Source organism: Microvirga sp. jy35, from assembly GCF_056148915.1.
The window spans coordinates 48,475-61,502 of record NZ_JBWBEW010000023.1 but is presented as its reverse complement, the minus strand read 5'-3'; the positions used below and the strand labels follow the sequence as shown (position 1 = coordinate 61,502).

The window sequence follows — 13,028 nt, the reverse complement described above, 5'->3', positions numbered from 1 at the left end:
TAGCTTAAGTGGAGCGGAACCCAAACTCAACCGAAACACAACCGAAACCCGGAAAAGCGCATGCTAAGATCCCAATCAAAGCTGTTGCGCCAAAGGTTCCGGGAAGCAAGATGTCCGATCGCGTCGCTCATTTCCATACCCTTCACCCGCCGGCCGGACGGCCCAAGCTGCAGCCTCTGGATCACCAGTCCACGCTGGTCCAGAGGCTCAGCAGGACCGGAAGCTATACTTGGGATCTAGGGAGCAATGTTGGCGACTGGTCTGCCGAGATGTGCCGCATTCTCGAAATCAGTCCCACGTGCGCTCCTACCTTCCCCCTACCCAGGAACGCGGTGCATGCCGATGACTTATCGATCCTGGATTCCGTCGTGCGGCGGGCTCGCCAAGGCCAAAATTTCGACGTTGAACTTCGCCTCCTGGCTCGTGGTGCGGCCATAAAGCATGTGCGCTTAGTGGGGCACCCGATCGACGGACGATCGAAGGAGCTGATCTTCGTGGGTGCCGTCATGGACCTGACGGAACGGAAGCACAGCGAGAAGGCGCTGAACGAAGCGCGCGCCGAGGTTGCGCGGTTGAGCCGGGCCATTGCGCTGAGTGCCCTGAGCGCCTCCATCACACATGAGATCAGACAGCCCCTGTGCGGCATCCTCAACAATGCCCACACCTCTATTCGGATGCTGGCCGCTGAGCCGCCCAATGTCGAAGGGGCCGCCGAGATGGTGCGCCGGACGATCAGAGCCGTCAATCGTGCAGACGACATCATCAGCCGCCTGCAGACCCTGTTCGCTAAGAAGACGCCGACCATTGAACCTGTCAATCTCAACGACACAGCGCGAGAGGTGATTACCCTCTCTTCGGGAGAGTTGCGAAAGAATCGTGTAGTTCTGCAATCACATTTCGCGAAGGACCTGCCCGCCGTCAACGGCGACCGGATTCAGCTGCAGCAGGTGATCCTCAACCTCATCCTCAACGCTCTGGACGCCATGGCCGGTATCAACGATCGGCCGAAAACCCTTCTGGTCGAGACGGCCTTGGGTCATCCAGATGGGGTTAGGCTGTCGGTGCGGGACACGGGCGTGGGGCTCGGTTCCAATGCGATCGAGAAGCTGTTCGACGCCTTCTATACCACCAAGCCCCACGGCATGGGCGTCGGCCTGTCGCTCAGTCGCTCCATTATTGAGGGCCACCGGGGGCATCTATGGGCAACTGCCAATGACGGCCCTGGCGCAACGTTTACCTTCTGCATTCCGTACGCCGCTGAATCTCAGGTCGGACTGGACGCTGACGTCGCCATCTGACGGCCGCCGCGGCATCAGCCGTCGCCCGCATGCCCTGGTCCCTGTGCCGATGGTCGCGCTCCAAGGCAGAAAACGTCGACCGTCCCGGCGCGGCCATAGGTGACGAAGGCGCGTATTTCGTAAGCTTGAAAGCTGGATCATCGAAATCGACCTCGGCATTGCGATCGCCAGTCGGACATAGGCTCACCAGGCGCACCCCCGGTCCAGGCAACGAGGCGATCTGGTTGACAGGGGCGACGCGACAGAGGTGCTGGATGCCGAACGGCGATGTTGGTTCCTCTGGTGGCCCAAGCCCATCGGTCCGCTACGCCAGCACCGACACCAAAGTACAATCGACGCACTCCTCCCGATGGAGAGATAACGATTATAGGCCGCGAGGAGAATGTCCTGATGAAGATCGACCTCGGCGGAACTGCGGAAGCCGCGCATGCGCTGGTATGGACAACGCTGGATGACGGACGCTGTGAGTTCGTCAACGATCAATGGCAACGCTATACCGGTAGCGATATAGAGGAAGCTCGCGACCATCAATGGAAGTCCGCGATCCATCCAGATGACCTCCCATTGCTCTTGGATGCCTGGGGCGCCATCGCTCAGTCGAAGCCCACTCAGGAAATCAAGGGGCGCTTACGGCGGTATGACGGAGAATATGACTGGTTCGCGTTTTACCTATCAGCGCTGTCGGGAACGCCGGATCACAAGCGGCAATGGTGCTGGATCGGCCGGTATGCAGGCGAAGCACGAGGCAATGAAGATGCTTGGACGCCTGACAGCCGCTTTCTACGCTTCTTAGACATGCTGCCGACGCAAGTGGTTTTTCTCAGTCCCGCTGGTGTACCTGTGTTCTGGAACAAGGAGCTTCGCGACTACTTTAGTATGTCGGTTGAACAACTGCAGCGCTGGTCAACCAGTGGCGCCATTCATCCTGATGACCATTCTGAGGTGTATGATCACTTGACTCGCCTTCTGACGACCGGTGAAATGTACGATGCGCAGCATCGAATGTTGCGCAGCGACGGTGTCTATCGATGGCTGCGCGCGCGCGCGGTTCCTTGGCACGACGATGATGGCAAGATCAAATGCTACGTATCGTGTCAGACAGATGTCCATGACCTAAAGCGGGCAGAGGATTTGCTAGCGGGAGAAGTAAGGATCCTTGAAATGGTCGCGCGCGGCAGGTCACTGCCCGAGGTGCTCGACGCTCTGAGCCGGCTAGTAGAAGAACTCTCCCCCGGTTGCTTCTGCAGTATCCTGATTGTGGCAAACAATCGGGAGAATTTTCGGGTTGGATCTGGACCGAGTCTACCAAGTGCGTACAACCAGATTTTAGATGGTAAGACCATCGACGGCGGCTATGGCCCCTGTTCGCTGGCCGTGATCAAGAAGGTTCCGATCATCACAGCGGATCTCGCCAGTGATCCGAGATGGGCAGGATCAGCATGGCCACCTCTGATGAAGGCCTACGGATACGCGTCCTGTTGGTCAATGCCGATTATATCCAGTTCAGGCGAGGCGTCGGGCGTATTCGCCATCTACCGTCGCGATGCCTTGGCCCCAACACACGACGAGAAGGAGCTCATCGACCGCTTTACGAAGATCGCAGGTATCGCGATTGATCGGGCCCAAGCCGATGAGGCATTGCGGGCGAGCGAAGGAGAGCTGCGTCGAGCACATGCTCAGCTGTCTGAGGGCCAACGGCTCAGCAAAACCGGTAGCTTTACCTCCGACCTGTTAATCGACAAACACGAGTGGTCGGAGGAATTTTATTCCATCTTTGAAGTGGATCCCAAAACAACGCCAAGTGTTCAGGCGGTTCGGGACCGCGTTCATCCCGACGATCTGGACCTGTTCAATCGCGAGATGCAGCGCGGCATCTCCGGCAATAACGCCGACTTCAAGTTTCGTATTGTAACTCCGAGTGGCAAACTGAAGTACTTGCGCGGCTTCGCCCAAGTAATCGAGCATATCGACAGCCGCCCCATTTTCATGGGTTCGATTCAAGACATCACTGAGGCGAAACTCGCCGAGGCGGCGCTGACAGAAAGCGAAGCGCAGTTGAGGCGTGCGAACCGTTATCTCACGATCGCGCAGAGACTCAGTCGGACGGGAAGCTTCGCCTGGGACCCAGCAACCGACCAGCGGCAATGGTCCGAAGAGATGTACCGTATCCTCGGCCTAGACTCTGAGGATCCCAACCCAACTATTCCTCTTGGTGATCTAATTCACGCTGATGATGTCACAACAGTGAACAGCCTACTGGAGCGGGCCCGCAAAGGGCAGGACGTTGATGGTGAGTTTCGGATCATAGCTCCCGGAGAAGGGGTCAAATACTTGCACGTTGTGGCTCATGCTATTGAGGGCAGCTCCGGAGAACCCGTGTTTGTGGGCGCGGTTCAAGATGTATCGGAGCTTAAGCGCGGTGAAGAGGCACTCAGCAATGCGCGCGCGGAGCTTGCTCATGTGGTTCGTGTCACAACACTAAGCGCATTGACTGCCTCGATCACGCACGAGGTATGCCAGCCACTTTCCGGAATTCTCAACAACACGAGCACTTGCCTGCGGCTGCTTTCCGCCGACCCGCCGAATATTGAAGGCGCATCCGAAACGGCTCGCAGAACGATCCGGGATACAAACCGCGCTACCGAGGTGATCAAACGCTTGCGCGCACTGTTTGCCCGAAAGGCGCCGACAATCGAGCAGGTGGATCTCAACGATGCAACTCGTGAGGTCATCGCCTTGTCTTCCAGCGAGCTTAATCGTAGCCGCGTGGTGGTGCACATTGACTTGGCAGAGGATCTACCAGAGGTATCAGGTGACCGCATTCAACTGCAGCAGGTAATCCTAAACCTCTTGTTAAACGCAGCGGAAGCCATGGCTGAGGTTAACGACCGGCATCGTACCCTTATTATCCAAACCCGTCTCCACAGTGACAAAACAGTTCAATTGTCCGTTAAGGATGTCGGCGTCGGCGTTGACGAACAGGCAGTCGAGAGAGTATTCGACACCTTCTACACGAGCAAGACAAACGGGATGGGTGTGGGTTTGTCCGTGAGTCGATCCATCATCGAAAGTCATAAAGGGCGACTGTGGGCTGCAGTCAATGACGGGCCCGGTGCAACATTCTCCTTCTCTATCCCTTGCTCGCCCGGTGCTGCATCGGAGCCATAAGATGGTGCTGAAAGCCTAGTCCTTGCGTTCCGGCGCACGTCGCAAAAAAATCTACGATGCAAATATGCAAGTTGCCAGTGGCCGCAAATGGCCCTGATGTCTTACAGGCATCACTGCGTCAAACAGTGCCATCGCCGATTTGTGCTCGCGGCCACAGCCACATTCCATATTAGATGCCGTTGTATGCACCGTTTGCCTTGTACTAAGTAAACGCAGCCCGAGTATCATCTACATGCATTTGGTGTATTTTGGCGTTTCTCCCAATCTTGTGGTTCATGCGAAGCATCTCAACCAGACGACACCTAAGTGCAATTGGTTGTCTCTGGCGCATCACATACCTTTATCTGCACAGTCTCGATCATTTCCGATCGATGAGATGGAGGATAATCGATGCGAAAGATTGTTGTTGCTGTCGGATTCGCCCTCTGCACCTTGGTTCTTGCCCATGCGGCCGATGGTGAGCCACTACGCACGGAAGCGACGGGACATCACGGCGAAAGGCCTGCCGCCGATCAGCAGTTTAAGATTACGCGGATTTCGCCAGCATACTGGCGTGTCACCATCGATCATCCGCCCTTCAACATCTTTGGTCCGGAGTCGATGCCGCAGCTGAACGCGGTGATCACTCAGGTCGAGGCCGATCCGCAGGTGAAGGTCGTTGTGTTCGATAGCGCGACCTCTGGCTTCTTCCTGACCCATTACGATTTCACCGCGCCGCTCGAGCTCACGACTAGGATGGCTCCAGGTCCAACAGGGCTTCCACCCTTGCCTGACATGCTGGTTCGGTTAAGCCGCGCACCAGTCGTGTCAATTGTCCAAATCCGCGGCCGTGCAACAGGCGTCGGCAGCGAACTGGCGCTGGCAAGCGACATGCGCTTCGCCAGCCTTGAGAAAGCTACTCTGTCGCAGTTTGAAATTGGAGCCGGGTTTGTCCCTGGCGGCGGTCCAATGGCGCGCCTTCCCAGACTGGTAGGAAGAGGCCGTGCGCTAGAGATACTACTGAGCGGTAATGATATCCCGGCCGACTTGGCAGAACGCTATGGTTATATCAATCGCGCACTTCCCGATACCGAATTAGACACCTTCGTCGACACCTTGGCGCAGCGCATCGCAACCTTTGACAAACAATCGATCGCAGACATCAAAGCGCTCGTCAATAATGCTAGCCTACCACCCGACAGCGACATCGGGGCGGAATGGAGCGGGTTCCTCACATCGGTGCAGCGTCCCGCAGCGCAGCAGCGAATCAAGATGCTGCTTGAGTACGGACTCCAAAAGGACCCGGCTGTGGAGACTGACTTGGCCAGATATACGGGTGAAGTCAGCAAGCAGGTTGACAAACGATAGAAGGGACGGGTGAGAGGGCCAAGGCTTCCTTGAAGGATAGTTCGATGGCAAGTTCGCTTCGAGCAAGCTGATGAACCCTCGACCATGGGATGGATTGCACCAGATTGCAGCTGTTCGTGCGCCGCGGCTTGGGGGTGGTATCAGGTGCACTCTCTGACAAAAGCTTGATTTCGCCATCGATGTACACCCAGTGAAGCGATCGCAAGTATGTTGGACCACAGTCCCCGTATCCGTTCAATCATACGAGGAGATCATCCTGTATTCGGGAGTTGCCGGAATTTATCAACGGAAACCAGATCTCGGCGCCGGGTGCAACATATCACGCTCGGCGCCGACCTCACGGATGGCCTAGAAAGTGAACCTGTGGCCAACCATGATTGACTAAAAGGTTTTCTGTTCCGGCGAGCTATCAGCCCCGGATGGGGGATCCATGCTTGTGACCGGCGACACCGCATTCTGGCGATTATTTCGACTTGGCGGCGCACCACACTTCTCGCTCGAAACGCACCAACTAGAGGACGCCAATTAGTGAGTGCTGAGGGGGTTATGCCGTCTCTGCGATAGACTTCTTGAGACGTTGTGAAGGGGTGCGAAAGTGTTGCAGGAGTTCGGCCGTTAGAAGTGGTGCTAATCTTCTGAAACGAGACCTCCTACGGGCCGATGCTCTTCCGCACGTATCAGAAGCGCTCCAGGTACACCTCTCCGTTAGCATCGATTGAGCCAGGACGATAAACTGTGTTCTCTATCAAAAGAGAGATCTCGCAGAACATTCGCGATCGATTTTCCATCGAAGCGGATGGGTGCAGAGCCGCTCGGCCAAGCGGGTACCTGTTGTCAATCCTGTAACGGAAGTCGAGCTCGTTGGTGCTCCTTTGGCTGACACAGTTGACGTGGGTCACGCAATCGTAGCGGCGCGTTACGCCTTTAACCAAGGCCCTTGGCCTCGCATGACTGGCGTGCAGCGTTCAGACTATCTACGATGTTTTGTCGAGTTGTTGGCTCGACGTGCCGACCTTCTCGGGTGGCTGTGGACGGCACAGGTGGAAGCGCCAATATCCTTTGTAATTGGCCTGATTCGAACTGGCTTAGCCACGCCGACTCTGATGCTCGCGTAGACCTCACCGGCCTCGGCGAGCGGGATGCCCTTGCCCAGTAGACGGAAGCGTCTGCCTGCCGCTCAGAGGAGCACGTAGAATGGTTGGCGGCGCGACCCGAGGGCGAGCAGGTCCTGCGCACGCATCCGTACCAAGGTGGAGGTCTGGGCTTTCCGCTTGGAGATCCTGATCGCGTAGAGGGGTGCGCCGTTCATGCGGTGTTGCAACACCAGATTACCGTGCACGTCGACCATGGCGATTGCTACAGACACTCTGGCGTTCGCCGCCTCGGCCCCGACGCGCTCAACCAAGGCGTCCTTGCGCGCGCAGACGCATCGTCTGCTCCTGCGACTTGCGTTGAACGGCCTAGCGGCTAGCACTACTTTGGCACTTTCATGGGTGAGCCAAGGGTGAAGCGGGCGCGACAGAACGGACATCGCAGACGCATGGCGTGCGCCAGATGATCAAGCAGCATGCGCCGGATGGCCGGCAAGCTGGGTTGCGGTGGTGGTCCGCTGACTTTTTTCCCCTGTGGCTGCCCGCAGGCGCAGATGCTGCAGGAACAGATAGGCAATCAGCGTCAGCAATGCATGCCGGTGCAGCCCGCGCCACGAGCGGCCCTCGAAGTGATCGAGCCCAAGCTCCTCTGTCAACTGCTGATGCGCCTGCTCACACACCCATCGTGCCTTGATGAGAGACGCCAACTGCTTCAGCGGCGTGTCAGGTGGCAGGTTGGATAGATAGTACTTGCGCTCCCCCGACGAGCGATGCTCACCCACCAACCAGACCTCGTCGCCCGGCAGGTGCTGGGCGGCCTGCCCGCCCAATTGAACCGCCGGTCCATCGGCCACCCGCACCCGCATGGCGGCAAACCTCGCTTGTAAAGGCCTTTGGTGCCGCGCCGCCACGTAATCCGGCGCCAGCAGGCCTTCGCCAGCATGGCCTCGGCCGCAATGGACTCTTGATCCGGGATTAGCGTCTTGCGAGGTCGTCCGCGCGTGGTGGTGGAGGCCACCATCTGCACATCGGCCGGATAAACCTTCTGAATGCGCACTGTGCCCACTGCCCAGAGCAACCCGAGAGCCGTGAGCGCCTGCCGGAAGGGCGCGCTGATGCCATAGCCGGCATCGGCCAGCACCGCCCTGAAGCTCACGCCAGCCTGCATGACACGCTGGAGCTCAGTCAGTGCGATCTGCGGTTTCGAGCACTCCGTCCAGAAAGGCTCGGGCACACCGGCGCGCAGCAGGCGCTCGGGATCCTTGACCCAGGTGTCAGGCAAGAATAGGCGCAAGGCGACGGGGATCGGCACCTCATCTTTGGCAAGCGTGAGGGAAACCAGCACCTGGCAGTTCGCCTTCTTGCCCACCGCCCTGGCATACTGCGGACCAACACCCACCGAGTGGGTGCCTTTCTTCGGCAGAGCGGTATCGTCGATTACCAGGACAGCCTCAGGGCCACCCACAAGCCGATTGGCCTGCGCCAGCAGTTCGGCCTCCAGCGGGGCCTCATCCCACGGCCCCACGGACACGAAGTGATGCAGCTGGTCGTAGCCGATAGGAGCAAGCCGAGCCGCGATGGGCTGCAGGCTTTTGCGCTCACCGGGGCCAATCAGCCCTGCCACATAGAGCGGACACATGCGCTGGCGGGCTGGGTGATGCAGGTGGGTGAGGAAGGGTTCAAGCCAGGATTGAAGTTCGGGCTCCCACGCCACTGAGGTGCTCATGACGACCTCCCGCGCAAAATCCTTCAGCGAGAAAAGTCGATGGAGTTCGCCCGGTTCCTCTTACCTGCCAAAGTAGTGCTAGAGGCTGTTATGGATTGCGATGTAGTTTACGGCCTGTCGTAGCATAATGCAGACCAGTGCAATGACATGCAGGTCAGCAAGAGTTTGAGGTAGACGCTCCTCATCGTGCACCAGGCGACGAAAGCGCCCCCCGGGCGAAGGTCCGCTCAACCATCCATCTGCGTGGCAACAGCACGAAGCCGCACTTGCCCTCAGGCAGCTTCACCACCTCCAGCTCAATCCTATGCTCCCGGGCGGCATCCGCGGCTCTCTCACCGGTGTAGCCCTGATCGACATAAGCCAGATCCACACTCTCGCCGGTGGCGACCTGCACCGCTTGTGCCAGTTTCCCCCAGCCCGATCATCGGCCGTGGCGGGTGAGACGTGGGCCGCCAGGAGGTGACCGAGCGTGTCGACCGCCATGTGCAGCTTGGAGCCCTTCTTGTGCTAGGCGCCATCATAGCCGGCCTGGGCTCCGGTCTCAGGGCTGGAGCGCAAGGTCCTGCTGTCGAGAACCGCCGTAGGCTCCTCATCGCGCCAAGTCGCCAGGTGCAGGACCGCGCGAAGGTCATGCGCCAGCTCCTCAAAGCAGCCGGCGTTGAGCCATCGCTGGGCCTGCTGGTAGACAGCCGCCCAAGGCGGCAGATCGTTGGGCATCCAGCGCTAGGGCGCACCCGTTTTGATGATGGTACGCAGGCCGTTGAACCCCTCGCGCAGGGAGTGCTCCCGCTGGCCTGAGGCTTCGAGCAGGAGCGTCAGATAGGGCGCCACCAGCGCTCAGTCCTCATCAGACACATCGGACGGGTAAGGTTTGCGAGCAAAGGTCATCCTGCCAGAACGGCAATGACCTCAAGCCAAGTCCGTAACAGCCTCTAGCGTCGCAACTCGCCCAGGTAATAGCCGAGCCGCGTCTCGACGTCGCCGGGCTCCTGAAACCCCTGCGCGGTGAGTGCCCTGATCCCGTCCTGGGCAGCCGGCCGGCCGAGAGAGGCTACGCAGGCATCCCAGCCAGCGCCAAGCTCGACATCTGGCGGCAGGCTCGTGTTGACCAAGCGCTTGGTCTGGGCGATCGCCCACTTGTCGAACCTGGAGATCCGGGTCGCCAGCGCATCGACATAGGTGTCAAGGTCGGCATCAGGGAGGGCCCTGTTGATATAGCCCCAAGCCTCAGCCTGATCCGCTGGGATGTCGTCGGAGTTAAGCAGCACCTCCATGGCGCGGTTGCGGCCGATCTGGCCCGGCAGCCGCGCCATGGGGCCGCCGCCGGCCACCATGCCGACGCCGACTTCCCACTGGGAGATGACTGTCTTATCGAGGCTGGCGAACGCCATGTCGCAGGAAAGTAGGATCTCGCTGCCGTTGCCTGTCGCGCGGCCGCGGATTTGGGCAATTGAGCAGACAGGTGCTCGGGTGAGACGCACCAGGAAGTCAGGCCACGGTGGCAGGCCAGTCGGACCATTCGGCAGGGACGTCATATCTTCCAACCGGCCGGTAAAATCGGAGTGGTTGAGGAAGAATCCGTCTACCGCGCTGTCGAACACCACCACGCGCACATCGTGGTCGGTCTCAATGGCTTCTATCAACGTCTGGAACTGACGGACCATCTCCGGGCCCATCACGTTGAGCGGCGGGTTGTCGAAGGTAGCGCGCCAGAAAGCGGGGGTACGGCGCGTTAGTCGGATCTGAGCTGGCGTCGTCTTTGCGTCCACGGGAGCCTCCGGTGGCGAGTGGTCGGATCTCCAAAAGGTGTCTCGTGAACTCCGAGGCTTCCATTGAACGATGGTATTGCCGACACCAAAGTGTCGGTCTGGCGCTCACATCTTCCGAACTTTGCGACCCGTCGCTGCCAAACCAATAAGGGATAGGGGCAGCGGCCAAAAAGGGAGGATCGAACTCGCAACTATCATGCAGATCCTAGCGGGCTCTAGTCGCTCGAAGACTTTAAGCCGGTACTCGCTCTCCACAGACGCCTAATCTTTGCCTCCGCTATGGCCGCCAAAGAACTGTTTGGTGCGAATATCTGCAGGTCCCTTACGAGCTTTCTCAACTCCTCCAATTCCTGACGTTGGTAATCTATGTTGCAGCTGGGCGCCGGCGTTCCCGCGAGCAGGTCAGATAATTCTCTGCGAGGGGCTAAAGCTTGCCTATCGTGGCCGAATGAGGTTTTGGATTGAAACATCAGGATCGGGTTGCCAGTCGATTTCGACTGTCGATTGCCTAATTTTGGCGGATTCGTTGAACTGATAGCAAAGGACGGCCTAGGTCCATCATCGGCAGGCAGTCGGCAGTCTTGATCATTCATCCCGGTAAGCATCCATATCTCCTAATGGCTCGTGCTAGGAATAATAGAACCACATCGGTGTATCTCCATTGTTTCATCATCGAGCAGAAGTGAATGCGGATGTATCAATCAGGTGGTGCCACAATGTCACGCCCGAATCGAACGCCGGTGAACGTAGGGTCCGTCTCGCTCTCGTTCGGAACACAGCCAAAGGGTGGCACTCAGCCGATCGGCTTCCCTGAGACGGTGTTATGACCAGACGTCGTTGGCGAAAGTGCTCCGGTCAAAAGACTCAATTAGGCTTTGTCACAAGGTTGGCTGACACGTTGATGGAGCCACGATAGGGTAAGGAGCCTTAACTCACCTCCTACTCACCACCACTTTCTGCCTGAGACTATCCGCCGGTGGGTACTCAAGTTCGGGCCTGCTTTCGCTCGCAATCTGCCTCGGCTGCGTGCGAGACCTATGGGGACTTGGCCCCGTAATGAGATTGCTGCCCTGATTCAGGTCAGGCGAATGTCCCTGTGACGTGGGCCAGACAGTATCAATGAGATCATCGACATTCTTGTGCAGCCTAAGCGCGACAAGGCTGCCGCACTGACGGTCATGCGCAAGCTCCTGAAGAAGCAAGGCTGTACGCCCACTTTGCTCATATTCGACAAGCTGCGATTCTACCGAACTGCTAAGCGGAAGCTAGGACCTTCGGCCGGCCACGAGCTGGGTCTGCAAAACAACAACCAAGTGAGGGGTTCTCATCAGGTGCACGCCGATGGAAACGGAACACCGCCAAAATGGACACTTGCAGAACAAGGTCAGTTCCCGTGACACCGCTGCCAAACTGTATAGGCGACCATCTGCGGTGCAAGGCAATGTTTGCAGCGGATGGGCTTGGTCATGCCGCCGTTTAAACTCTCAAAGGCCTAACCAACGGGTTTCCTGATGTTCTCTTGATCAGGCCGTTGGCCATTTTTAGATCGCCACTGGTAGCGCTTGCACTGAATATTGAACCGAGGATTTCGTCTGTGCGCCTTTTACTAGTGTTCCGGCAACGCGATCGCTCATCGATTGATACTGAAGTATCGTCGGTACCAAAGTCCAAGTGACATATTCCAATGAGCGGCGCCCAATGTGTGCGACTTGGACTAAGCGACCTTAAGGAGAAGTGAGAGGATAGTTCTGAAGATGCTGACATCCGTCGTCGGGGCAACCATGTCGGCGCGAGCTACCGGTCAGCGATATTCTATACTAGCAACGAGCAGAAGTGCATCGTTGAAGATACGATTGCGGATGCCTGTACAATCGACCTCTGGTCCGGATTGGGTGAGACGGAAGCAGCCTTGCGTTACCCCGTCCCTGAAAGCCAAACCTGAGCATCAGGTCTATTTGGGATGTTATCCCAGCAGCTACGCCTGCGCTCTCATTCGCCGGGACTAGGAACTGCCGGCACGATATGCCGACGCCGGGCCGGGTGCGGTGTACAGTTAGGTGCTGATAGCGGTTCTTGTCGATTCAACGCGGTTTAAGATTACGCCGTGTTCAATCGTCAACTCGATCGTAAATGGCTCGATTACCAACGAGGATGCGATGACCTTCATGATCGACGTCAACGGAAGTGGGTACAAAGCTGATGTCGACGGCGATACCCCGCTACTTTGGGTGCTACGCGACGTGCTCGGGCTGATGGGAACCAAGTTCGGATGTGGCAAGGCACTCTGTGGTGCCTGCACTGTGCATGTTGACGGCGTCCCGACGCGATCCTGCGTCACTCCGATCGATAGCATCGGCAACTCCAACATCACGACCATCGAAGCCATTGGTGCAACAACGATGGGCGCGAGGATCCAGAAGGCTTGGCTGGATCGAGAGGTCGTTCAGTGCGGCTACTGTCAATCAGGTCAGATCATGTCCGCCGTGGCGCTGCTGACGAGCAACCCGGATCCGACTGATGTTGATATCGATGGTGCTATGTCCGGTAACATCTGCCGCTGCGGGACCTATCTGCGCATCCGTGAGGCGATCAAGCAGGTCGCGCAAACCATTCGGCAGGGAGGTTGATC

9 protein-coding genes and 2 pseudogenes are annotated in these 13,028 nt (G+C 58.1%); 7 read left to right on the top strand and 4 right to left on the bottom strand.

Annotated elements, in window-relative coordinates; genetic code table 11:
- The first annotated feature begins 110 nt into the window (after positions 1-110).
- The 4 genes from AC0QTX_RS17105 (at position 111) to AC0QTX_RS17090 (ending at position 6,928) form a co-directional block, all read left to right on the top strand.
- Entirely contained in the window at positions 111-1,298 is a 1,188-nt protein-coding gene (locus AC0QTX_RS17105) for a sensor histidine kinase (protein ID WP_474605016.1), read from the top strand.
- A 390-nt stretch (positions 1,299-1,688) separates the two neighbouring features.
- On the top strand, positions 1,689-4,466 hold the full coding sequence (locus AC0QTX_RS17100; RefSeq protein ID WP_474605015.1) for a PAS domain-containing protein: 2,778 nt from the start codon (positions 1,689-1,691) through the stop codon (positions 4,464-4,466).
- A 390-nt stretch (positions 4,467-4,856) separates the two neighbouring features.
- A complete protein-coding gene (locus AC0QTX_RS17095; RefSeq protein ID WP_474605014.1) occupies positions 4,857-5,813 on the top strand; it encodes an enoyl-CoA hydratase/isomerase family protein in 957 nt (318 codons plus the stop codon).
- An 800-nt stretch (positions 5,814-6,613) separates the two neighbouring features.
- Positions 6,614-6,928 (top strand): aldehyde dehydrogenase family protein, encoded by a 315-nt coding sequence (locus tag AC0QTX_RS17090; RefSeq protein ID WP_474605013.1) that lies wholly within the window; start codon positions 6,614-6,616, stop codon positions 6,926-6,928.
- 62 nt (positions 6,929-6,990) lie between these two features.
- On the opposite strand, the gene AC0QTX_RS17085 is transcribed toward AC0QTX_RS17090, so the two are convergent.
- The 4 genes and pseudogenes from AC0QTX_RS17085 to AC0QTX_RS17070 all read right to left on the bottom strand — a co-directional run bounded on the left by AC0QTX_RS17085 (position 6,991) and on the right by AC0QTX_RS17070 (position 10,399).
- Entirely contained in the window at positions 6,991-7,344 is a 354-nt protein-coding gene (locus AC0QTX_RS17085; RefSeq protein WP_474605012.1) for a heme-binding protein, read from the bottom strand.
- Positions 7,345-7,371: 27 nt separating this feature from the next.
- A pseudogene (locus AC0QTX_RS17080) lies at positions 7,372-8,630 on the bottom strand (IS701 family transposase).
- Positions 8,631-8,708: 78 nt separating this feature from the next.
- A pseudogene (locus AC0QTX_RS17075) lies at positions 8,709-9,464 on the bottom strand (IS5 family transposase).
- Between the two features lie 98 nt (positions 9,465-9,562).
- A complete protein-coding gene (locus AC0QTX_RS17070; protein ID WP_474605011.1) occupies positions 9,563-10,399 on the bottom strand; it encodes an enoyl-CoA hydratase/isomerase family protein in 837 nt (278 codons plus the stop codon).
- A 1,115-nt stretch (positions 10,400-11,514) separates the two neighbouring features.
- On the opposite strand from AC0QTX_RS17070, the gene AC0QTX_RS17065 reads away from it, so the two are divergent.
- The 3 genes from AC0QTX_RS17065 to AC0QTX_RS17055 all read left to right on the top strand — a co-directional run bounded on the left by AC0QTX_RS17065 (position 11,515) and on the right by AC0QTX_RS17055 (position 13,026).
- Positions 11,515-11,796 carry a DDE-type integrase/transposase/recombinase gene (locus tag AC0QTX_RS17065; RefSeq protein WP_474605029.1) on the top strand — a complete coding sequence of 94 codons (282 nt, stop codon included), beginning with the start codon at positions 11,515-11,517 and terminating at the stop codon, positions 11,794-11,796.
- Between the two features lie 365 nt (positions 11,797-12,161).
- Positions 12,162-12,341, top strand: a complete 180-nt coding sequence (locus AC0QTX_RS17060; RefSeq protein ID WP_474605028.1) for a peptide-methionine (S)-S-oxide reductase — start codon at positions 12,162-12,164, stop codon at positions 12,339-12,341.
- 214 nt (positions 12,342-12,555) lie between these two features.
- On the top strand, positions 12,556-13,026 hold the full coding sequence (locus AC0QTX_RS17055; protein ID WP_474605010.1) for a (2Fe-2S)-binding protein: 471 nt from the start codon (positions 12,556-12,558) through the stop codon (positions 13,024-13,026).
- Positions 13,027-13,028 lie beyond the last annotated feature (2 nt).

Bases quoted from the DNA above. Each gene is read 5' to 3' on its own strand.
- AC0QTX_RS17055 (WP_474605010.1), top strand. From the start codon at position 12,556: ATGACCTTCATGATCGACGTCAACGGAAGTGGGTACAAAGCTGATGTC.
- AC0QTX_RS17085 (WP_474605012.1), bottom strand. From the start codon at position 7,344: ATGTCCGTTCTGTCGCGCCCGCTTCACCCTTGGCTCACCCATGAAAGT.
- AC0QTX_RS17105 (WP_474605016.1), top strand. From the start codon at position 111: ATGTCCGATCGCGTCGCTCATTTCCATACCCTTCACCCGCCGGCCGGA.
- AC0QTX_RS17095 (WP_474605014.1), top strand. From the start codon at position 4,857: ATGCGAAAGATTGTTGTTGCTGTCGGATTCGCCCTCTGCACCTTGGTT.
- AC0QTX_RS17100 (WP_474605015.1), top strand. From the start codon at position 1,689: ATGAAGATCGACCTCGGCGGAACTGCGGAAGCCGCGCATGCGCTGGTA.